At 70.7% G+C, this 22852-nt stretch carries 14 protein-coding genes; 5 read left to right on the top strand and 9 right to left on the bottom strand.

From position 1 onward, the window contains the following. Positions 1 to 109: 109 nt before the first annotated feature. Genes QMK61_RS16095 through bioC form a run of 3 tightly spaced genes read left to right on the top strand, consistent with a single transcriptional unit; the run spans position 110 to position 2723 of the window. Positions 110 to 1063, top strand: a complete 954-nt coding sequence (locus tag QMK61_RS16095; protein WP_302073253.1) for a sulfurtransferase — start codon at positions 110 to 112, stop codon at positions 1061 to 1063. After that, a complete protein-coding gene (gene bioH / locus QMK61_RS16090; RefSeq protein WP_302073252.1) occupies positions 1060 to 1845 on the top strand; it encodes a pimeloyl-ACP methyl ester esterase BioH in 786 nt (261 codons plus the stop codon). Before QMK61_RS16095 ends, bioH begins: the two co-directional genes overlap by 4 nt. Then, positions 1842 to 2723 (top strand): malonyl-ACP O-methyltransferase BioC, encoded by an 882-nt coding sequence (gene bioC, locus QMK61_RS16085; RefSeq protein ID WP_302073251.1) that lies wholly within the window; start codon positions 1842 to 1844, stop codon positions 2721 to 2723. The genes bioH and bioC overlap by 4 nt, the downstream gene beginning before the upstream one ends. 44 nt (positions 2724 to 2767) lie before the next feature. Here bioC and QMK61_RS16080 read toward each other — a convergent pair whose 3' ends face one another. From QMK61_RS16080 to QMK61_RS16050, 7 genes are all read right to left on the bottom strand, one after another. Continuing rightward, a complete protein-coding gene (locus QMK61_RS16080) occupies positions 2768 to 3079 on the bottom strand; it encodes a hypothetical protein (RefSeq protein WP_302073250.1) in 312 nt (103 codons plus the stop codon). 353 nt (positions 3080 to 3432) lie between these two features. Next, positions 3433 to 5565 (bottom strand): HlyD family efflux transporter periplasmic adaptor subunit, encoded by a 2133-nt coding sequence (locus tag QMK61_RS16075; RefSeq protein WP_302073249.1) that lies wholly within the window; start codon positions 5563 to 5565, stop codon positions 3433 to 3435. Between the two features lie 4 nt (positions 5566 to 5569). Beyond that, a complete protein-coding gene (locus QMK61_RS16070) occupies positions 5570 to 6898 on the bottom strand; it encodes an HlyD family efflux transporter periplasmic adaptor subunit (protein ID WP_302073248.1) in 1329 nt (442 codons plus the stop codon). Then, positions 6895 to 7638, bottom strand: coding sequence for an efflux RND transporter periplasmic adaptor subunit (locus QMK61_RS16065; RefSeq protein WP_302073247.1), 744 nt, complete (start codon positions 7636 to 7638; stop codon positions 6895 to 6897). Before QMK61_RS16065 ends, QMK61_RS16070 begins: the two co-directional genes overlap by 4 nt. An 11-nt stretch (positions 7639 to 7649) precedes the next feature. Beyond that, complete coding sequence (locus QMK61_RS16060; protein ID WP_302073246.1) at positions 7650 to 9149, bottom strand: TolC family protein; 1500 nt, start codon at positions 9147 to 9149, stop codon at positions 7650 to 7652. A gap of 71 nt (positions 9150 to 9220) precedes the next feature. Then, the gene (locus QMK61_RS16055; protein WP_302073245.1) at positions 9221 to 19609 is read right to left on the bottom strand and encodes an Ig-like domain-containing protein; all 10389 of its coding nucleotides are present in this window, start codon (positions 19607 to 19609) and stop codon (positions 9221 to 9223) included. A 62-nt stretch (positions 19610 to 19671) separates the two neighbouring features. Further along, positions 19672 to 20499 carry a sulfotransferase gene (locus QMK61_RS16050; RefSeq protein WP_302073244.1) on the bottom strand — a complete coding sequence of 276 codons (828 nt, stop codon included), beginning with the start codon at positions 20497 to 20499 and terminating at the stop codon, positions 19672 to 19674. A 240-nt stretch (positions 20500 to 20739) separates the two neighbouring features. On the opposite strand from QMK61_RS16050, the gene QMK61_RS16045 reads away from it, so the two are divergent. Continuing rightward, complete coding sequence (locus tag QMK61_RS16045; RefSeq protein WP_302073243.1) at positions 20740 to 21309, top strand: tail fiber protein; 570 nt, start codon at positions 20740 to 20742, stop codon at positions 21307 to 21309. Between the two features lie 48 nt (positions 21310 to 21357). After that, positions 21358 to 21678, top strand: coding sequence for a hypothetical protein (locus tag QMK61_RS16040; protein WP_302073242.1), 321 nt, complete (start codon positions 21358 to 21360; stop codon positions 21676 to 21678). 1 nt (position 21679) lies between these two features. Here the strand turns inward: QMK61_RS16040 and QMK61_RS16035 are convergent, their stop codons facing one another. Both QMK61_RS16035 and QMK61_RS16030 read right to left on the bottom strand, forming a co-directional pair. Beyond that, positions 21680 to 22198, bottom strand: a complete 519-nt coding sequence (locus QMK61_RS16035) for a GNAT family N-acetyltransferase (RefSeq protein ID WP_302073241.1) — start codon at positions 22196 to 22198, stop codon at positions 21680 to 21682. A 15-nt stretch (positions 22199 to 22213) separates the two neighbouring features. Beyond that, positions 22214 to 22774 (bottom strand): DNA-3-methyladenine glycosylase I, encoded by a 561-nt coding sequence (locus tag QMK61_RS16030; protein WP_302073240.1) that lies wholly within the window; start codon positions 22772 to 22774, stop codon positions 22214 to 22216. Positions 22775 to 22852: the final 78 nt, after the last annotated feature.

The following is a 22852-nucleotide window of genomic DNA, read 5'->3' as shown; positions in this document are numbered from 1 at the left end:
CGCGTGCGTGCGCCGGGTCGCGGCGTGTCAGCCGCGGCCGGCGGCGGTGTCGGCGAGGAGGGCGGGCACACCGCCTATAATCATGCGTCGATCCCGCCCGTTTCCCTGCATGCCTGTCCTCAACCTCTCCGCCTATCGCTTCGTCGGCCTGGACGACCTGCCCGCGCTGCGCGAGCGCCTGCGCGCGCGCGCCGAGGCCCTCGCGCTCAAGGGCACCATCCTGCTTGCGCCGGAAGGCATCAACCTGTTCCTCGCCGGCGCGCCTGAAGCCGTCGGCGCCTTCATGGACGAACTGCGCGGCGACCCGCGCTTCGCCGGGCTGGAGGCCAAGGCGTCGTGGTCCGACACGGCGCCGTTCGGCCGCCTGCGCGTGCGGCTGAAGCAGGAGATCATCACCTTGCGCGCGCCGGCGATCCGGCCGGAAGCCGGTCGCGCGCCGGCGGTGGACGCGGCCACGCTCAAGCGCTGGCTCGACCAGGGCCACGACGACGACGGCCGCGAGGTCATGCTGCTGGACACCCGCAACGCCTACGAGACCGACGCCGGCAAGTTCCCGCAGGCGGTGGACTACCGCCTGGCCCGCTTCACCGAGCTGCCCGCCGCCGTCGCCGCCGACCGCGCGCGCTACGAGGGCAAGACCGTGGTGTCGTACTGCACCGGCGGCATCCGCTGCGAGAAGGCCGCGCTGCACCTGCGCGCGATGGGCATCGACCACGTGCTGCAGCTCGACGGCGGCATCCTCAAGTACTTCGAGGACACCGGCGGCGCGCACTGGGAGGGCGGCTGCTTCGTGTTCGACGAGCGCGGCACGCTGGGCCCGGATTTGCTCCCTCTCCCCGCCGGGGTGAGGGGCCAACCTTGCGACGGCACGGCTACAAGCCACGCCCCCGTCAACACCTCCGCGAGCACCCGCCCCTCATCCGGCCCTGACTCGCGCCATCCCTGGCGCTCGCCCTACGGGGCGGCTTCGCCGTTCCGCGGGTGCATCCACACCGGCAGGTCGGGCCACCTTCTCCCCGGAGGGGAGAAGGAAACAGGCACGACCGTGGAAGTTCGCGCATGACGCTCTACGTCGAACAGGCCGGCCACGGCCCCGTGCCGCTGGTGCTGATCCACGGCTGGGCCATGCACGGCGGCCTGTTCGCCCCGCTGGTCGAGGCGCTGCAGGCGCGTTGCACGATGTACGTGGTGGACCTGCCCGGCCACGGCCGCTCGCGCGATTGCGGCCTGCCGCTGGAGCCGCGCGCCTGCGCCGAAGCCATCGCCGCCGCCACGCCGCCGGCCGTGTGGCTGGGCTGGTCGCTGGGCGGGCTGGTGGCGCTGACCGCCGCGCTGGAGAACCCGCGTCACGCGCGTGGCCTGGCCATGCTCTGCGCCACGCCGCGCTTCCTGCGCGCACCGGACTGGCCGCACGGCAACGACGCCGCGATGGTGCAGCAGCTCGCCAGCGACCTCGAAACCGACTACCACGCCACGCTGGAGCGCTTCATGGCCCTGGAGGCGATGGGCAGCCCCGACCCGCGCGCCGAACTGCGCCAGCTGCGCGCGCTGGCCTTCGCCCGCGGCGAGCCGGAACTGCGCGTATTGCAGGAGGGCCTGCGGGTGCTGGAAACCGCCGACCTGCGCGACCGCCTGCCGCAACTCGCGGTGCCGAACGCGTGGATCGCCGGCCGCCGCGACCGGCTGGTGCACCCGCTCGCCATGCAGGCCTCGGCCGACGCCGCGCGCGGCGGGTTCACCGAAGTCGCCCACGCCGGCCACGCGCCGTTCTTCGGCCATGCCGGCGCGGTGGCCGAAGCACTGCAACCGCTGCTGGCCGGCTTCGCGGCGGAGGCCACGGCATGAGCGGATTCCACGTCGATCGCGCGCAGGTGCGCCGCCACTTCGGCCGCGCCGCGCACAGCTACGAACGCCACGCTGCCCTGCAGCGCGAGGTGCAGGAAACCCTGCTCGGCCGCCTGGACTTCTATCTGGAAGAACCGTCGCTGGTCGTCGACGTGGGCGCCGGCCCCGGCCGCGGCACCGCGCAGTTGAAGAAGCGCTGGCCGAAAGCGCGGGTGATCGCGCTGGACGCCGCGCTGCCCATGTTGCGCGAGGCGAAGCGCCACAGCGGCTGGCTGAAGCCGTTCCAGCGCGTCTGCGCCGACGCCACCGCGCTGCCGCTGCCCGACCACAGCGTGGACGTGCTGCATTCCAACCTGTGCTTCCAGTGGATCGACGACCTGCCCGCGCTGTTCGGCGAGTGCGTGCGCGTGCTCAGGCCGGGCGGCCTGCTGGCCTTCTCCACCTTCGGCCCCGACACGCTGAAGGAACTGCGCGCCGCCTGGGCCGCCGCCGACGGCCAGCCGCACGTGAGCCGTTTCCTCGACATGCACGACGTGGGCGACGCGATGATCAACGCCGGCCTGCGCGACCCGGTGCTGGACGTGGACCGCTACACGCTCACCTACAGCGCGCCGCGCAAGCTGCTGGAAGAGTTGCAGGGACTGGGCGCCACCAACGCCGACGCCGCGCGCGCGCGCGGGCTCACCCGCAAGTCGCGCTACCGCGCCATGCTCGACGCCTACGAGGCGATGCGCGTGGACGGCCGCATCCCCGCGACGTGGGAAGTGGTGACCGCGCACGCCTGGGGCCCGCCGCCCGGCCAGTCGCGCCGGACGCCGGGCGGCGGCGAGATCGCCAGCTTCTCGATCGACAGCCTGCGCGGCTCGCGGCGGCGCTGACACGGGATGCCGTGCGCCGGGGCGCACGGCATCCGGGAGATAGATCAGAACGTGTACTTCAGCGTGGCGCCCACGCCGTAGTCCGGGCTGCCGTCGGCGAAGCCGCCCATCACGTAGGCCTGCAGGCGCCAGCTGTCGCCGAGCCTGTGGTTCCAGTAGCCGGTCAGCTCGCTCTGCGGCGCGCCGCCCTCGGCGACGCGCTGGCGGTAGTAGTAGTACGCGCCGAAGCTGTCGTCGCGGCTGAGCCTGTATTCGGCGCCGAGGTTGGCGTTGAAGGCGTTCTTCAGCTGGATGTACTGCGAGCTGGTGTACTTCATCCAGCCCACGCCGCCGAACGTGGTCCAGTCGCCGACCACCTTGTACAGGTCCAGCGACAGGCCGTAGTCGTCCTTGCCCGTGCCCAGGCCCTTGTCCTCGTCATCCAGTAGCCGTACGGCCTGAGTAAGCGTGGTCGCTACTGGATGACTCGCTGCGCTCGCCCCTTCGGAGCCGCCCTGCGGGCGTTCTGCGCGCTGCGCGCTTGTCCGGCCTGCGCCGGGATGACGAGCCGGAGAGGTGGTCGCTACCAGAAATGAAGTCGCCCCCTTGCTGCATCTCGTATAAACAGCCTGGACCTTCACTCTCCAGCGGCGTCCCCGGATTATCCCGGACAGCAGTGGCCTGCGCGGGAATGACGGGAAGGGGCGGCCGGGCAGATCGCGGGCAGCTTCTAGAAGCTCACCTCGCGGCGCAGCAATGCCGTCAGCCAGCGCAGGAACCGTCCGGCCACGCTGCGTGACTCGCCGGTGATGACGGCCTGGCCCGACAGTTCGCTGGCCGGTTCGTAGGCGTCGCGGTCGCAGTGGCCGAAGCGGACGCGGAAGGTGGAATCCAGCGGCACCAGGGTGCCGTCGGGGCGATGCAGGCTCGATATCGGGCCGCCGTAGACGCTGGCCACGTACGGTTCGTCGAGCGAGGCCAGGTTGAGGCGGTCCACGCCGCCGACCGTGCAGTGCAGCTCCGCCGCCTCCAGCATGCGCGGCACGAAACGCAGGCGCTGGCCGGCGCGCAGGCGCGCCAGGTCGGATTCGCCGGCGAAGGCCTCGCCCTTCACCCCGGCGTCGCCGATCACGCCCAGCACCTGCTCGCCGCCGCGCAGCCAGCCGCCCTGGTGCAGCGCCGGGTCGACGTCGACCACGCGACCGTCGAACGGCGCCTTCAGGGTCAGCCGCTGCTGTTCTGCGCGATAGCCGTCGACCAGCTGCTGCGCGGTTTCCCAGCGCTTGCGCAGGGCCGGGCCAAGCGCGCGCAGGTCGTCGTTGAACGGTTGCTGGTCGAGTTCCCACTTGCTGCGCGCAGCCTGCTGCCCGGCGGCCTTCAGGCGGTAATCCAGCTCCGGCGAACGCAGCACCAGCAGCACCTCGCCGGCATGCACCATGTCGCCATCGTGCACCTTGAGCTGCACCACCTCGGCGGCGCGCGGCGCGTACACCACCTGCGCCTGCGCGCGTTCCAGCACCGCCGGCACGCGCACCGCATTCTGCCACGGCACGAACAGCCACAGGGCCAGCAGCGCGGCCAGCACCGCCGTGCGCACGGTGCGCCGGTTCCAGTGCATGCCGTGGCGGCGACGCCACCACACCTGCAGTTCGCGCAGGATCGGCAGCCCCAGGAACCAGCCCAGCTCCACGCACATCAGCACGATGCCCAGCGCGCGGAAGAAGAAGTGGAACACCAGCAGCGAGATGGAAAGGAACAGGACGAAGCGGTACACCCAGGTGACCAGGGTGAACACGATCAGCTTGCGCTGCAGCCGCGGCGGGAACACTTCCGGCAACGGATCGCCGAAGCCGAACAACTGCTCGCGCAGCCACCAGCGGCCCAGCGCGAACGCGCGCTCGTGCAGGTTGGGCACGTTCCACCAGTCGCTCAGCACGTAGTAGCCGTCGAAGCGGGTGAACGGGCTGGCGTTGATCGCCAGGGTCGCCACCCAGGTGCTGGTGGCCAGCATGAACACGCCGGCGCGCAGCGGTCCGTCGGGCAGGACGTTCCACAGCAAGGTGGCGAACGCGGCCAGCGCCAGTTCCGCCAGCACGCCGGCCATGGCGATCTGCAGGCGCTGCCGCCGCGACGGCAGCTTCCACGCCTCGCTGGTGTCGGTGAACAGCACCGGCCACATCACCAGCAAGCCCACGCCCATGGCCGGCACCTTGCAGCCGTGCCGGTAGGCGGTGAGCGCGTGGCCCATCTCGTGCACCACCTTGGCGAAGCTCAGCGCCAGCGCCAGTCCGAGCAGGCCCTGCCAGGTGGTGTAGGCGTGGAAGGTGTGCGCGAAGTGTTCCCACTGCCGCGACACCAGGTACAGGCCGAGCAGGGCCACCGCGCCGACCAGCCACCAGAAGGCGGGCCGGTAGACGAAACCCACCCACGGCGACACCCGGCGCAGGAACGGCATCGGCCGCACCAGCGGCACGCGCAGGAACAGGTAGTTCTTCAGCAGCCACTTGCCCACCGACAGCTGGTGGCGCCTGGCCGCCTGCCGGAGCTGTTCGCTGTCCTGGGCGCCGGCGGCCATCAGCAGGTGGTGGCTGGACAGGAACTGCAGCAGCGAGGACACGTCATCGTGGTCGATCCGCAGCGTGGTCTGCGCGTTCACCGCGGCCACCACCGCGTCGGCTTCGCCCAGCGTCCAGCGCGAGAGGATCTCGAACGCGGCCCAGCCGATCTGGTAGAAGCGGTTGGCGGCGGGGTCGTGCAGGGTCCAGGTGGGCGTGCCGTCGGGCGCGGCCGGCGCCGGACGCAGGGTCAGTTCCTGGCGCAGCGGCGGCAACCGCAGCGGCGGCGTGGCGGAAGCTTCCTGCATGCGCTCAGCCCAGCCACTGCCGCAGGCTGGCCAGCGGCCGGCGCAGCAGGTAGTAGATCAGCGGCACGCGGCCGGCGTACAGCCGCGCGGTGCCCATCAGGCCCAGCCGCGGCACCGGCTCGCCTGACACGAAGCGCGCCTTCACCCGGTAGGCCAGCACCGCCTCGTCGGTGGGCGCGGCGCGATAGGCCACGGTTTCCACCCTGGCATGGTAGGCGGTGAACGGCGAGGCCTTGGGGTAGAAGGTGACGTCGGCGCCGGGCTTGAGCGCGATCTGGTCGGCCACCGGCAGGTAGCCGGTCAATTCCACCTTGCCCGGGTCGGCCAGCACCAGCACCTTCTCGCCCACCGACACCGCCTTGCCGGTCCAGTCGTTGACGTCGGCGAAGACCGCCACGCCCTCGCGCGCGGCCTTCACCTGCACGCGGGCGAGCTGGTCGGCGGCGAAGTTCATGTCGACCGCCTTCTGCGCCATGTCGCCGCGTCGCTCGGCCATCTCCAGCCGGCTCTTGTCGTCGGTGACGGCCTGCTGCGCGCTCTGCTGGTATTCCTCCTGCGCCGCCTCGAAGGCCTTGCGCGCGGCGTCGTAGCGGCTGCGCAGGGTGGTGGCGTCCAGGTCGAACAGCGGCGTACCGGCCTTCACCGGCTGGTTGGGCTGCACCTGCATGCGGTCGATCACGCCGTCCAGCGGCGTGCGCACCACGAACGGGTCGACCGGGGTGACCTCGGCCTGCGCCAGCGCGGACAGGCGCACCGGGACCAGGCTGACCACCAGCAGGCCCAGCGCCACCTTCCACCACGCGCGACGCTGGCGCAGCAGGCCGCGGACGCGCTGCCACAACGCCTCGCGCGGGCGCAGCGCGTGCAGCGCATGGCCGAACAGGGCGCCGAGTTCGCCGGCCAGCGCCTTCTCCTCGTCCGACCACGCCTGTTCGCGGGCCAGCAGCAGCACGCCGCGCACGCCGCCCACCGACGAGACCAGCGGGATCGCCAGCGCATGCTGCGGCAGCCAGGTCGACCATTCCTCGGCCAGCAGGACCGGCAGCGCCGCCGGGTCGATCGCCTTCGGCGCGTTCACCGGGGCGATCGCGCGGAACAGCCGCGCCAGCCATTGCACGTAGGGCGCATCGCGTTCCACCTGCGGCACGCCGGACAGCGCCACCACGCCGCCCGCGCCCTCACGCCACAGCGCGGCCTGGCGATAGGCGAACACCGTGCGCGCCTCGTTCACCGCGATGAAGCCCAGCGCCTCGGCGGTATCGGCCGCGCGCGCGCGCTGGCCCAGCTGGAGCAGGCCGAGCAGTCCCTGGATGGACGCGTTGACCGTGCTCATGGGTGGCCGGGGAAGCTGGCCCAGCCGCTCATCCCGGGCAGCAGCCGCGGCTGCTCGCCGACGATGCGGCCGCTGATCGACACGGTCTGGCTGACCGGATCGATACGCGCGCCGATGCGCACCACCTCGGCATCGACGTCGGTACCCAGGTCGTCCATGTGCAGCACGAAACGGGTACCCGGCTTCAGCGTGGCCAGCCAGCGCGAGGGCACGATCAGCTTCACTTCCAGCGCGCCGGTTTCGAGGATCTCCAGCAGCGGCTTGCCCGGCACGACGTACTCGTACGGCGCCGCGTCGCGCTTGGCCACGCGGCCGGTAAACGGCGCGCGGATGCTGCACTTGTCCACCGTGGTGCGCATGTAGTCGGCATCGGCGGCGGCTTCCTTGGCGTGCGCCTGGGCCTGGGCCACGTCCATCGCGCCCACCGAATGCAGCTTGGCCAGCTGCCGGGTGACGTCGAGCTGGCGCGTCGCCGCCGTCGCGGTGGCCTGGGCCTTGGCCAGTTGCGCCCGGTACAGGCCGCAGTCGAACTCCACCAGCAGCGCGCCCCTGGCGAAGCTGTCGCCTTCCTTCAGCGGCAGGCGCGCGATCTTGGCCGCGATCTCGCTGGAGATCTCCACATCGCTGGGCGCGGCCAGCTGGGCACGGATGCGCCCGCCGCCTTCCCCGGCCTGCGGCACCGGCGCCACCTGCGCCAGCGCCAGTCCCGCGCATGCCGCCCACGTGGCGGCGACTGCCATCGCACCTTTCGTCACTTCGCGACGGCCCCCGTGGTGGACGGGTGCGCCCATTCGCTTTCCGTGTCGCGGATGGCCTTGCTCAGGGTCGGCAGGTCGTAGCCGGTCACCTTGGCCGGCACCGGGTCGAGGCCCAGGCTGGCGATCATCTGGCCATAGGCGCCCTGGAAGGCGGCGTAGTTCTGGTACAGGCGCAGCTCGGACATCAGCGCGCTGGTGGCGGCGCGGATCTCGGCCAGCTTGCCTTCGGCGCTGGCCTCGGTGGCGTTGCGGGTGTGTTCGAGGATGCGCTGCTCGACGTCGTTCAACTGCCGGGTCAGCTCGAACTGGGTGCGCCGGCTGTTGTAGTCGATCCAGGCCACGTGCACCTGGGTCAGCACCGCCATGTTCAGCGCCAGCCGCTGTTCGCGGGCCAGGTCGTACTGCGCCTTGGCGGCGGCCTTGATGCGCTTGGCGTTGAACAGGTTGAGCAGGTTCCAGCTCACCTGCACGCCGGCGTCGCGCCAGGTGTTGTTGACCAGGAAGTCGTTGCTGTCGTAGTGCGCGCCCACGCTCAGTTCCACGCCGGGCAGCAGCTTGGCCATCGCCTTCCTGGTCTCGGCCAGGCCGATGCGTTCCTGGTAGTCGGCCTCCAGCAGCTCGGGCCGGTGCATCAGCGCGATCTGCTCCATCTTGTCCGGTGCGATGTCCAGCGCCGGCATCGGGAAGCTGCTCGGCGGCGCCAGCTGGAACGGCTTGCCCGGCGGCAGGTCCATGATCGAGGCCAGCTTGGGCTTGGCCTGCGCCAGCTCGTCGCGGATGCCTTCCAGCTGCAGCACCGTGTCGATCAGTTCGCGCTGGTAGGCCAGCGACTTCAGCGGGTCGTTCAGGCCCTTGCTCTCGATGGTGCGCGAGTCGTCCAGCGCCTGCTTCGCCTGGGCCAGCAAGGGCGCGATCTGCGCCTGCAGCTTCTGGGCGCCGGCCGCCTGCCAGTAGGCCTGGCGGGTCTGCTGCATGAGCATCTGCACGACCTTGCGGCGACGTTCGCGCGAGGCCAGCACGCGGTCGGCCTGCTGGTGTGCGGCGTAGTAGCTCACGCCAAAATCGAGAATGTTCCAGGACAGCCCGAGGCCGGCATTGCGGGCCTGGCGATCGCTGGAGGTGGACGGCACCAGCGATTGCTGGCCGGTGTAGATGTCCTGCGAGGACGAGGCCAGCACGTTGTCGCGCGAGGTGTAGCCGGCCGAGGCGGTGAGCTGGGGCAGCAGGTCGACGTTGGCCAGGTCGAGCTGCCGGTGCGCCAGCGCGTCCTCCATCATCTTCACCCGGTGATCGAGGTTGTACTTCAGCGCGCGCGCCATCGCCTCGTCCAGCGTGATCGGCCCGGCGACGGGCGCCTGGTGGCCGAACATGGCCTGCTCGTCGGACTGGACCGCGGCGGCGCGCTCGGCCTGGGTGATCGGCTGCAGGTGGGCGGCGCAGCCGCCCAGCAGGACGGTGGCCAGCGTGGCGGCGAGAATCTTGCGTGGCTTCATGGCGGAGTCCAAGGCACACCTCTTCAAAAAGGGAAAAGCGGAATGGGAACGACGGGACGGCTTCCGGCGGCTCATGGCGCCACCGTCGTCGAGGCGTGGCGCTGCGCCACGGCGAGCTGGCGCAGCAAGGCGGCGTGGTCGACCAGGCCGGCCTGGCGCACTGCGCCGAACTGCGCATGCAGCGGCGGCTTGCCGGCCGGCAGCGGCGATGGTGGCGACACGCTGGCATCGGCGCCGTGCCGTCCCGGCAGCGCCCCGTGCACCGGTGTGCCGCCGACCACGCGCAACTCCAGCGTGCGGGCATGCACCTGGCCGTGGCCATCGATGTAGACCACGCGCAGCACCAGCGCCTCGCCCGAACCGGCAGGCGCCTTGCCCGCGAGCACGCCGGCCACCGGGTCGAAATGCAACCAGTCCGGCAGCGGCCGGCCATCGGCCAGCGATACCTGCACGGGCATGTCGCGACCGGCGGGCCCGGCCAGCGGCAGCGCGAACGCCGACCCCGCGTCCAGTGGCAGTACGTTGGGCACGGCGACGATGTCCGGCAAGGCATGATCGGGCGGTACGTGCGACATTCCGCCCAGGCCGGACACATCGCCTGCCTGCCCGAACGCCAGTCCACCCGCCTGCCACGCCGGCACCGCCGGCTGGAAATCAATGGTCGGCAACGCCCCCGTCCCGGACGACGGCACAAGCGCCGGTGGCGTGAACCATGGCGATGCAGGCGGCGTCGCGTGCTCCGGCGGCGGCAACAGCACCGGCTGCACGCCGCCGATGGTGTAGACCTCGCCCTGGCCGCCCGCCGCCAGCGGGTTGCCGGCCAGGTCGGCGATGCCGGTCGGCGCCATGTCCAGGCGCAGGGAGCCGGTACCGCCCACGTGGTCGAGCTGCACCACGTAGGTATGCCCGTCCACGGCCGTGACCTGCCGGATCGAGGCGTGCGCGTTGCCGCCCAGCACCAGTTGCAGGTCCGCCGTGGTGAGGCCGGTGACGTCCTCGCTGAAGGTGATGGTGTAGCTCACCCCATGCTGCCCGCTGTTGGTCTGCGCATCATTGCGCGCGATCGAAAGCAGCTGCGGCGGCTGCGTATCCACCGCGTAATCCGGCGAGTGCGCCACGCTGGCGCCGGTGTTGCCGGCCGCGTCGGTGTAGCCCGTGCTGTCCAGCGTGATGACGTTGCTGGCGTCGGTGACGTTGGCCGCGGGCGTGAACGTGGCCGTCCAGGTGACGCCACCGTCGGTGGTGGTCAGGCCGCTCAAGGTGCCATGGTCGACGGTGAAGTCGCTGGCGTCGAGGCCGCTCACCGCTTCGCTGAAGGTAATCGTCACCGTGCTGGTGTCGCCCACCTTCAGCGCCACGTCGGACAGGGCGATGGTCGCGGTGGGGCGCGCGGTGTCGATGGCGTAGTTCGGTGAAGTGGTCGTGCCCGTGCCGGTGTTGCCGGCGGTATCGGTGTAGCCGGTGTTGTCCAGCATGATGACGTTGCTGGTGTCGGTGACGTTCGCCGCCGGGGTGAACATGGCCGTCCAGGTCACGCCCCCGTCCGTCGTGGCCAGGCCGCTCAAGGTGCCGTGATCCACGGTGAAGTCGCTGGCGTCGAGGCCGCTCACCGCTTCGCTGAAGGTGATCGTCACCGTGCTGGTGTCGCCCACCTTCAACGCCACGTCGGACAGGGCGATGGTCGCGGTGGGGCGCGCGGTGTCGATGGCGTAGTTCGGTGAAGTGGTCGTGCCCGTGCCGGTGTTGCCGGCGGTATCGGTGTAGCCGGTGTTGTCCAGCGTGATGACGTTATTGGTGCCGGTGACGTTGGCCGAGGGCGTGAACGTCGCCGTCCAGGTCACGCCACCGTCCGTCGTGACCAGGCCGTTCAAGGTGCCGTGATCCACGGTGAAGTCGCTGGCGTCGAGGCCGCTCACCGCTTCGCTGAAGGTAATGGTCACCGTGCTGGTGTCGCCCACCTTCAGCGCCACGTCGGACAGGGCGATGGTCGCTGTCGGGCGTGCCGTGTCGATGGCGTAGTTCGGTGAAGTGGTCGTGCCCGTGCCGGTGTTGCCGGCGGCATCGGTGTAGCCGGTGTTGTCCAGCGTGATGACGTTGCTGGTGTCGGTGACGTTCGACGCCGGGGTGAACGTCGCCGTCCACGTCACGCCACCGTCCGTCGTGGCCAGGCCACTCAAGGTGCCGTGATCCACGGTGAAGTCGCTGGCATCCAGGCCGCTTACCGCCTCGCTGAAGGTGATCGTCACGGTGGACGTGTCGCCTATCTTCAACGCCACGTCGGACAGGGCGATGGTCGCCGTCGGGCGTGCCGTGTCGATGGCGTAGTTCGGCGACGCCGTGGTACCTGTGCCGGTGTTGCCCGCTGCGTCGGTGTAGCCGGTGTTGTCCAGGGTGATGACGTTGCTGGCGTCGGTGACGTTCGCCGTGGGCGTGAACGTGGCCGTCCACGTCACGCCACCGTCCGTCGTGGCCAGGCCACTCAAGGTGCCATGGTCGACGGTGAAGTCACTGGCGTCGAGGCCGCTTACCGCTTCGCTGAAGGTAATGGTTACCATGCTGGTATCACCTACCTTCAGCGCAACGTCGGACAGGGCGATGGTCGCCGTCGGGCGCGTGGTGTCGATGGCATAGTTCGGCGACGTCGTGGTGCCCGCCCCGGCGTTGCCGGCCGTGTCGGTGTAACCCGCGTTGTTCAGGGTGATGGCATTGCTGGCGTCGGTCACGTCGGCCGTGGGCGTGAAGGTCGCCGTCCAGGTGACACCGCCGTCGGTGGTGGCCAGGCCGCTCAGGGTGCCGTGATCCACGGTGAAGTCGCCCACGTCGAGGCCTACCACCTTCTCGCTGAAGGTGATGGTCACGGTGGACGTGTCGCCCACCTTCAGCGCCACGTCGGACAACGCGATGCTGGCCGTGGGCGGCACGGCATCGACAAGCACGGCGGCTGTCGAAGCGACGCCGTTGAGCGCATCGACCTCGGCATTGCCGACCCCGTCGTGGATGGCGCCGCCGTGGGTGTCGATGGCGCCGGCCAGGGTGACGCCGGTGGCGTCGTTCTGCCCGGCCGCCACGGTGTAGCGGAATACCAGCGCCGTAGTGCCGCTGCCGGACACGTAGTCGGCGTAGACGGTGCCGCCGGTGTCCAGGGTGACGGCGATGCGGGGCGTGCCGCCGCTGGTGTCCACCGTCACCGCTTCGCTGTAGTTGACCGTGAAATCGAGCTGCTGGCCGGCAACATAGGTGCCGTTGGCCGGCGCGTCGACCGAGACCACGGTCGGGGCGATGCCGTCCACCACGATGGCGTGCTGGCCGGCGACCGAACGGGCGCCGCCCGTGGCCGGCAGGGTCAGTACCGCATCGACGCCTGCGCTGCTGCGGATGGTGCCGCCGTCGAGCGTGAGCGCCGAGGTCGAGGCGTAGTCCAGGTCGGGGCTGGCGTCGCCGGCCTGCACGGTATAGGCGAAGGTCAGCGTGTCGCTGCCCGAGCCGGAGACGTAGACCGCGTCGTGGTCGATGCTGCCGGTCTCCATCCGCAAGGTCGGCGTGCCGCCCGCGTCGTCCACCACGACCGCCTGATCGAAGGTGACCGTGAGGTAGATCGTGTCGCCGACCTTGTAGCTGCCGTCGGGCGTGGTGCTGCTGACGTCGGTGACCTTCGGCAGGCCGAGCAGATCGACCGTGTCGATGGCCACGGCGCTGGATTTCGAGCCGTCGTTGGTCGCGAACTCGATCGTACGGCTGCCGTAGCTGGTGCTGGCGCTGGAGAAGGTCACCGACGACAACGCGTTGGACCACTGCGCATCCGTCGCCGTCGCACCCGACGAGGTCAGCGTCAGCACGCCTGTCGCCGCGTTGTACGAACCGACGATGTTGCCGAAGTTCGCCGAACTGGTATTGATGAAACCGAGCACGTCGCCGCTGTGGAAGCCCGCGCCGATCGCGACCGTGGCCGAGGACTGGGTGGCGTTGTCCAGGTCGGACACGGTGATGCCGCCGTCGATCGTGACCGCCACGGTGCTGGACACGTAGTCCGTGGTGCCGCCCGTGGTGGTCACGATCGGCGTCTGGTCGACGGCCGTCACCGTGATCGTGCGCGTGGCCGTGTTGCTGGTGGTGCCTGCGCCGTCCACCGCGGTGAAGCTGACCGTACGCGTGGTCGTGGCGGGCGTGACCGCCGTGTCCGTGTACGTCACCGAGTCCAGCGCGCTCTGCCACTGCGCCAGCGTGGCCGTGGCCCCGGCCGAGGTCAGCGTCAGCACGCCGGTAGCCGCGTTGTACGAGGCGACGATGTTGCCCATCGTCGCGCCGTCGTTGGTGAACGACAGTGCATCTTCGCCGGCATGGAAGTTGCCGGTGATGGCGATCGTTGCCGACGCCAGCGTCGAACTGCTGGCGTCGGTCACGGTGAGGCCGGCGTCAATCGCCACCGGCGTCGAGATCGTGTTGTCGCCGGCGACGAACGAGGTGGAGCCGGAGTCGGTGGTGATCTGCGGCGGGCCGAGGACGTCCACCGTGTCGGTGGCCACCGCGCTGGACTTCGAGCCATCGTTGATCGCGAAGTCGATCGTGCGGCTGCCCGGCGTGGCCGAGCCGCTGGCCGAGAACGTCACCGCCGACAAGGCGTGGGCCCATTGGGCGTTGCTCGCCGTCGCGCCCGACGAGGTCAGCGTCAGCACGCCCGTCGCCGCGTTGTACGAACCGACGATGTTGCCGAACGTCGTGGAGTTCGTGTTGACGAACGTGAGCGTGTCCCCGGTGTGGAAGCCACCGGCGATCGAGACGATGCCCGTCGACTGCGAGGTGTTGTCCAGGTCGCTCACCACGATGCCGCCGTCGATCGTCACGGCCGACGTGCCGCCGACGTAGTCCGTGGTGCCGCCCGTGGTGGTCACGATCGGCGTCTGGTCCACGTCGGTCACCGTCACCGTGCGGGCCACCGTGGCGCTGGCATGGCCATTGCCGTCCACTGCGGTGAAGCCGACCGTGCGCGTGGTCGTGTCGGGGGTGATCGCCGTGTCGGTGTAGGTCACCGAGCGCAGCGCCGCCTGCCATTGCGCCAGCGTGGCGGTGCCGCCCGCCGAGGTCAGCGTCAGCGCGCCGGTGGCCGCGTTGTACGAGGCGACGATGTTGCCCATCGTCGCGCCGTCGTTGGTGAACGACAGCACGTCTTCGCCGGCGTGGAAGCCCCCCGTGATGCTTGCCGTCGCCGACGCCAGCGTGCCGCTGCTCAGGTCCGTCACGGTGATGCCGCCGTCCACCACCACCGGCGTGCCGGCCACGTTGTCGCCGGCCACGAATGCGGCCGAGCCTGCGTCGGCCGTCAGGATCGGCGGGGCGTCCACCGACACCGTGTCGGTAGCCACCGCGCTGCTCTTGGTGCCGTCGCTGACCGCGAAATGGATCGCGCGGTCGCCCGGCTGCGTGGCGGCGCCCGCGGAGAACGTCACCGCGTCCAGCGCCGCCTGCCACTGCGCCAGCGTCGCCGTGCCGCCCGCCGAGGTCAGCGTCAGCACGCCCGTCGTGGCGGCGTAGCTGCCGACGATGTTGCCGTAGGTCGCCGCGGACGTGTTGCTGAAGGCCAGCGTGTCGCCGGCCTGGAAGTTGCCGGCGTCGATGCTGGCCGTCGCCGAGACCAGCGTGGCGTTGTCCCGGTCGCTCACCGCGATGCCGCTGTCGATCGTCACCGCCGCGGCGCCGCCGGTATAGCCGGTCGTGCCGCCCGTGGCGGTGACGACCGGGGTCTGGTCCACGTCGGTCACCGTCACCGCACGCGTGGCGATCGTGCTGTCGTCGGTGCCGTCGTTGACGGTGAAGCTCACCGTGCGCGTGGCCGCGTCGGGGGTGATCGCCGTGTCGGTGTAGGTCACCGAGCGCAGCGCCGCCTGCCACTGCGTCAGCGTCGCCGTGCCGCCCGCCGAGGTCAGCGTCATGACGCCGGTGGACGAGTCGTAGCTGGCCGCGATGTTGCCCATCGTCGTGCCGTCGTTGGCGAACGCGAGCACGTCCTCGCCGGCATGGAAGCCGCCGGTGACGCTTACCGTCGCCGACGCCAGCGACGTGTTGTCCACGTCCGACACGGTGAGGCCGCCGTCGACCGCCACCGGCGCACTGGCGACGTTGTCGCCGGCCACGAAGCTGGCCGCGCCGCCGCTGGTGGTCACCACCGGCGCATCGTTGACGGCGGTGAGGACGACGGTCTCGCCGATGCCGGGCGTGGCGGTGTCCACGCCGCCGTTGGCGGTGCCGCCGTTGTCCTGGATGCTGGCCAGGGTGATGGTGCGGCCGCCGGCGACCGTGGGGTTGTCGCTGCTGTTGCTGTAGGCGAGGCCGTTGACCAGCGCCTCCGCGTCGGCGGTGCTGTAGTCGCCGGGCCGGGTGATGGCGACGGTGGCGGTGCCGCCGGCCAGCGTCACGGCCACCGTGTAGCCGTGGGTGGCGGTCGTGACGCTGTTGCCATCGGTCAGCGCCACGGCGGTGCCGTCCACGCTGAGAATTTCCGCGGCGCCATCGGCCACCCCGGCGACCGTCACGGTCAGCGCGTGGATGTCCTGGCCCGCTTCCACCGTGTTGATGGATGCGCCGGCGAACAGCGCCACCGCACTGCCGCCCTCGGTGAAATGGGGCGCGGGATTGGCGATGGCGGATACCGTGGGCGCGTCGTTGACGCCGGTGACGCTCACCGCCTTGGCGGCGGCGACGCTGTCGCGGGTGCCGTCATTGACCGTGAAGCTGACCGTGCGGGCGCTGCTGTCCGGATCGTCGGACGTGTCGGTGTAGGTCACCGCGCGCAGCGCCGCCTGCCATTGTGCCAGCGTGGCCGTCCCGCCCGCCGAGGTCAGCGTCGCCACGCCGGTGGCGGCGTCATAGGTGGCCGTGATGTTGCCCATGGTGCTGCCGTCGTTGGCGAACGACAGCACGTCCTGGCCGGCATGGAAACCGCCCGTCAGCGCCACGGTGGCGCTGGCCAGGGTGGCGTTGTCCGCGTCGCCCAGGGTGAGGCCGCCGTCCACCGCCACCGGCGTGCCTTCGACGAAGGCGGTGGTGCCGCCGCTGGAGGTCACCACCGGCGTGGCATCCACGTGGCTGGCGGTGATGCCGTTGCCGGTCGTGTCGGCCACGACCACGGCCGCGTCGGCGCCGGCCGCCCAGTCCTCGGCGGCGGCCAGGTTGTAGGTGGTGCCGCCGGCCGAGCTGGTGCCGTCCTTGTCGACGATCCGGTCGATCGCCGCCTTGTCGGTGGCGCTCAGGACCAGCGTGAAGCTGGTGCCTGAGGTGATGTCGACATTGGCGGTGTCGGTCAGCGTGTAGGTGGCCCCGCCCTCGCCGGTGAAGGTGAACTTGTCGGCGACGATGTCGTTGGCTGCGCCGTTCAACGGCAGGAAGCCGGTGCCGGTCACCACCACGGTGCCGGTGCTCGCGTCGTAGGTCGCCGACGTGATGGCCGGTACCGCCACGTTGCTGACGGTGATGCCGTTGCCGGTGGTGTCGGCCACGACCACGGCCGCGTCGGCGCCGGCCGCCCAGTCCTCGGCGGCGGCCAGGTTGTAGGTGGTGCCGCCGGTCGAGCTGGTGCCGTCCTTGTTGACGAGCGCGTCGACGCCCGCCTTGTCGGTGGCGCTCAGGACCAGCGTGAAGCTGGTGCCCGAGGTGATGTCGACATTGGCGGTGTCGGTCAGCGTGTAGGTGGCCCCGCCCTCGCCGGTGAAGGTGAACTTGTCGGCGACGATGTCGTTGGCTGCGCCGTTCAACGGCAGGAAGCCGGTGCCGGTCACCACCACGGTGCCGGTGCCCGCGTCGTAGGTCGCCGACGTGATGGCCGGCACCGCCACGTTGCTGACGGTGATGCCGTTGCCGGCGACATCGGACGTGTCGGTATCGTTGATGACGCTGTCCCAGTCGTCCGCCGCCGCCAGGTTGTAGGTGGTGCCGCCGGTCGAGCTGGTGCCGTCCTTGTTGAACATCTGCTCGACCTGCGCCCGGTCCGTGGCGTCGAGCGTCACGGAGAACGAGGTGGCGCTGGTGACCTCGACGTTGGCGCTGGTCAGCGTGTAGGTGGCGCCGCCCTCGCCGGTGAGGGTCAGCTTCGAGACGGTGATGTCGTTGTTCGCGCCGAGCGTGCCGACGAGTCCGGTGCCGGTGACGGTCAATACATGGGTATTGGCGTCGTAGGTGGCGGAGGTGATGGTCGGCGACGCTACGTTGCCGACGGTGATGCCGTTGCCGCTCAGGTCGGCCGAGGCGCCGGCCGTGCTGTCCCAGTTGGCGGCGGCGGCCAGGTTGAAGGTCGTCGCGTCGACCGAGCGGGTGCCGTTCTTGTCGAGCAGGCCGTTGACGGCCAGCTTGTCGGCCGCGTTCAGCGTGATGGAGAACGTCGTGCCGCTGCTGGCGGTCACGCTGCCGGAGGTGAGGGTATAGCTGCCGCCGCCCTGGCCGGTCAGCGTGAGCTTGCCTGCATCGATCGTGTCGCCGGCCGTCATGTCGGTGCCGGTCACGGTCAGCACGCCGGTGGCGGCGTTGTAGGTGGCGCTGGTGATGCTTGCGGACGGCAGTGTGGTACTGCTGCCGCCGGCATCATTCATGGAATCCGGCTGGCTGGTCGTCGCCGGGTGCGAGGGGTTCGAACTGCCCAGTTCGCCCCGTTCGCCGCCCGCGGCGGCGTTGCCGCTGAACGAGGCGACCGTGGCCGTATCGATCTGCAAGCTGCCGCGATTGAGGATGCCGCCCGCGGCTACGCCGCCGGCACCCGCCACGTAGGTCGAGCCCCCGCCGAACGACGGGCCGGCGCCGCCGCCGCCAGCCGCGGCATTGTTGGTGATGCTCGAATGGCGGATGGTCAGCGTACCGCTGTTGAAGATGCCGCCCGCCGCATCGCCGCCGCGCCCCGAGGCGCCGCCGGTATTGCCCCAGCCGCCACCGCCACCGCCGATGCCGCCGGCCGTGCCGCCGCTGCCGCCGCCAAGGGTCGATGCCTGGTAGGCGCCCACGCCCCCGGTGGTCGAACCGCCACCGCCGCCGTAACCGTGGCCGCCGTAGTCGAAAGACTGCCCACCGGTACCGCCGATCCCGTTGCTGCCCAGGGTGCGGCCCGCGCCGCTCGGGTTGGTGATGTTCGCCGCACCGCCGGCGCCGCCGCCGATGCCTGCGTAGCCGCCGCCGCCGCCGCCACCGAAGCCGTAGGTCGTGCCGCCGGCGCCGTAGACGTTGTTGTTCGACGTAAAGGACGCGCCGCCGCCGCCGGCCGCCCGGTTGCCGGTGACGGTCACGTCCTTCAGGGTCAGGCTGCCGGCGTTGCGGATGCCGGCCCCCAGGGCGTCGCCGCCATTCAGGGCCGCGGCGCTGGTCCCGTCGCCGCCGCTCCCCGAAAGCAGGCCGTGCTCGATCACCAGGCCATCCAGGGTGACCGTGCTGCCCGCGGTGATGTCCACCACCCGGCCGTTGTAATGGCCGTCCAGGATCACGTCGGCGGTGCCGTTGCCGTCGATGTCGCCCTCGATGGTGAGGTTCTTGTTGATGACCAGCAGCGAATCACCCGCGGCATGCGTGGACAGGCTGATCGTCATGCCGCTGGCGAAGGTGATGGTGTCGCCGTTGCCCGCGGCGGCGATCTCGGCCCGCAGCGAGCCGGCGCCGCTGTCGGCATTGGTGGTGACGGTAAGGGTGGCCAGGTCGTGCGCATAGCCCGCCTCGTCGGCCGCCGACAGCACCGGCGTGGCGTCGATGGTGCCGGTGGTGACTTCCAGGTCCCAGTCGGAGCCGGCGCCGGTGCGGTCGTTGGAGGCGGCCACGTCGCGATGGGTGAGCTGGGCCAGTGAGGTGACGAAGGCCGCGCCCTTGTCGCCGGCGGCGGTGTTGCAGGCGTAGATCAGGATGTCGCCGCCGGGCCGCATGTCGGCGCCGATCCGCGCCAGCTCGCCCGCGTGCTGGCCGATGTTGTCGGCCGACAGGTAGGTGCCGCCCAGCCACAGGTCGCCGTCGTTGCCGTGGGCGATGATCTGCACCGAGGCGGCACCGGGGTGCGCGTCGAGGTAGTCGCGCATCTGCGTCAGGCCGTCGCGGCCCTGGTCCAGGTAGACCACTTCGGTGCCGGGACGCACGTGGGCCAGCAGCTCGCCGGCGTCCTGCACGCGGGCATCGACGAACAGCACGTTGCGACCGCCGGCCGTCGCCGCGTGGGCCGCAGCGTCGTGGTCGCCCGGGTCGTGGAAGACGCGCTGCGCCAGCTCGTGCGGCAGCAGCGCGGCAGGCTCGTGGCGGGCCACGTCGTGCGCCACGTCGTGCGCGGCGGGCGCGGCATGCGCCGGCGGGGGGGCGGTGAACTGCGCGGCGGTGACCACGGCGGCGCCGTCGAACATCACGCGCGGCTCCAGCGCCAGCGCCAGCGGCCGGCGCGGCGGCAGGCTGGTGCCGGCAGCGGGCGCGTCGGATGCGGTCGGCTTGCGGGTAGTGCGCTTGAACCAGGCCATGTGGATCACCCCTGTCACGGTATTGCGCTGCGGCCGGAGCGCCGCGGGCAGTCAATGGGCAGTCAATCGGCTTTCGCCCGGATCACGTGCGCGGCACTGCCGTCGCCGCTGCGCCAGAACGAAAGTTGTGCGTATTTCTCGAACAGGTCCGGCGGCAGCACGGTGCGGCGCGGCTGGACTTCCACCCGCGGCCGCACGTGATGCAGGCCGGCCACTCCGAGCGCCGCGTCGAATTCCGGCGCGTCATAGGACACGTTGCAGAAGTCGTGCTCGAACCATGGCTCGCCGAGGAACTCGTAGACCAGCCGCAGCACCCGTTCGGGCGAGCGCGCCAGCAGCTCGTACTCGACCACCAGCAGCGAGTCGGCCTGGGCGCCGTAGTAGGCCTCCTTCAGCGCCGACCAGGCGAAGCCGACCAGGCGGTTGTACTGCGCCAGCGTGTCGAGGCGGCTGTAGACCGTGTTGCGCTCCGCGTCGTTGCCGTAGAGCTTGGTCTGCTCGTAGGGGTTGGCCCGATAAAGGCGTTCCAGGCTGTCCATCACCCACGCCACGTTGCGCACGCAGGCGATCACCCTGGCGCCGGGGAACAGGTCCACCACGGCGGGCAACCGGGCGCTCCACAGCCGGTTGGTGTCGAACAGCACGGCCTTGTCCGCCTGGTCGGCGTAATAACTGTCGAACAACCCGCGCAGCAGGCGGCGGCGGGTGTCACGGTCGAGCACGGGACCGAATTCGCTGCCCGCGCTGAACTGGTCGAGCATGCCGGCGAACAGCCCACCCACGGGACTGGTCATGCCGGCATGGAAACGGGGGTTCTGGCGCAGCAGGGCCGCCAGCAGGGTCGATCCCGACCGCGGCAAGCCCGAAACGAAATGGAACTTGCGTTCCATCGACCCCCCTGATTCCGCGCGCTGCAACACGCTCCCCCCAAGCTGGGTGATGGTAACACCCAAATGCCGGCTGTCACCGCCGACCGGGCGCGGCGGGTTTCCCATGACGGCCGGCAGGCTGCACAATGCTCGCGCCGCTTGTCGGACCCGGCGGCCTCGCATGATGCTTCTCCGCACCTGCCAGGCTCGTCGGCAAGTACGTGGAAGCATCCCTGTCCATATCGAATCAGGGGGTATTCCATGGAAGTGTATCTCGGCACCATCCAGGCTTTCGGCTTCAACTTCGCGCCGCGCGGCTGGGCCAACTGCAGCGGCCAGATCCTCGGCATCGCGCAGAACACGGCACTCTTCTCGCTGCTGGGCACCAGCTACGGCGGCAACGGCCAGACCACCTTCGCCCTGCCCGACCTGCGCGGCCGCGCGGGGTTGAACATGGGCCAGGCGCCCGGGCTGTCGACGTACAACCTGGGCCAGGCCGCGGGCACGGAAAACGCCACGCTGACCCTCGGCAACATGCCTGCGCACACCCATGCCGCCACGGCCAGCACGGCCGTGCAGGTCGCCGGAACGACGTCCCACCCGGCCAATACGCCGACCGACACGAACATGTACCTGGGGGCCAGCGGAGGCGGCCCGGGCAGCGCCACCATCTGGTCGGACGCGCTCAACAGCCCCGTGAAGATGGGCGGCGTCAGCGGCTCGGTGCAGGTGGGGATGGCCGGCTCCAACCTGCCGTTCTCCCTGCTCAACCCGTACCTGGTGCTGAACTTCTGCATTGCGCTGGAAGGCATCTTCCCGCCGCGCGATTGAGTACCACGCCGCAGCGGCCGTCGCCGCTGCGGCTGCCCGGGGCCACGCATGCTCGACCGACTCGAAGCTTCCCACTTCGCTCCGCTGCTGGCGCAGCCGCAGCGATTGATCCTGCCCGACGGCCACCCGCTGCCGGTGCGCGTGGACGCCATCCACGAACATCCGCGCTCGCGCATGCCGGGCGCGCCGGCCGAACGGCGCACACCGTTCACCGTCACCCTCACGGCGCTGGAGCCGACCGCCTTCATCGACGGCCTGTGCGCCATCGACCTTCCTGCGCTGGGCCGGGTGGACGGGATCTGGGTCGGTCGCCTGGCGGCGCTGGGCCGCGATCAGGCGAGCGCGTATTTCCAGATCGTCTTCAACTGACTCACGACATCACGACCCTCGGCCGCGCCGGCGGATACCACACCAGCCGCTCGGCCGCCGGCAGCGTCTCCTCTACCACGAAGCCCAGCGCCAGGTACAAGGCACGCGCGCGCGGATTGTTGCGCCACACGGTGACTGCCAACGGCGCCCCCGCGCGCGCCGCCGCCTGCTGCAGCCCCCGCACCAGTTGCTGGCCGTGACCCTGGCCGCGCGCGGCCGGCAGCAGGGCCAGGTAGACCAGCCGCACCTCGGCCGGGCCGAAGTCGACGATCACCGCGCCCACGCGCCCGGCCGCTTTCTCGACCACGAAATGCATGGCGTTCGGGAACGCCTCCGCGGTGCCGGCCTGCAGCACCTCATATTGCTGCGCCACCAGGGCTTCCGCCTGCGCCGGGCCGAGATCGAGCTGCAGCAGGTCAGCCCGCGTGGCGCGGTACAACTGCTGCAGGAACGGGGCGTCCTTCGCGGTCGCCGGCCGCATCGCCAGCCCGGTTGCGGCGAGGTGGTCCTGGTTGAACATGCCGCCGATCCTCCGTCAGGAAACGCGATGCCGGAAGCAGCCGACGAGGTGGTCGTTGACCATGCCGGTGGCCTGCATCAGCGAGTAGCAGATGGTGGTGCCGACGAAGCGGAAGCCGCGCTTCTTCAGCGCCTTGCTCATGCGGTCCGACAGCGGCGTGCTGGCGGGCACTTCGCTGCGGTCCTTCCAGCGGTTGCGCAACGGCTTGCCGTCCACGAACGACCACAGGTAGGCGTCCAGGCTGCCGAACTCCGCGATCGCCTCCAGCGCGGCGACGGCGTTGTCGCGCGCCGCCGTCACCTTGAGCCGGTTGCGGATGATGCCGGGATCGAGCAGCAGCTTCTCCAGCTCGCGCTGCTTCATCGCGGCCACGCGGGCGATGTCGAAGCCGTGGAAGGCCTTGCGGTAGTTGTCGCGCTTGGCCAGTACGGTGCGCCACGACAGGCCCGCCTGCGCGCCTTCCAGGCACAGGAACTCGAACAGCGCGTTGTCGTCGTGCAGCGGCACGCCCCATTCGGTGTCGTGGTAGGCGCACATCAGCGCGTCGTCGGCGGTGGCCCAGTGGCAGCGTCGCATGCGGGTTCTCCGTGGAAGCGGCCAATGTAGCGCAGCCGCCTCCGGCGCGGCTTCCCGGCGCCGGCGAAAGCGTACACT

It is taken from the genome of Fulvimonas sp. R45 (assembly GCF_030504985.1).
Classification (GTDB): Bacteria; Pseudomonadota; Gammaproteobacteria; order Xanthomonadales; family Rhodanobacteraceae; genus Rhodanobacter_A.
This window is presented reverse-complemented; position numbering and strand designations above follow the sequence as displayed.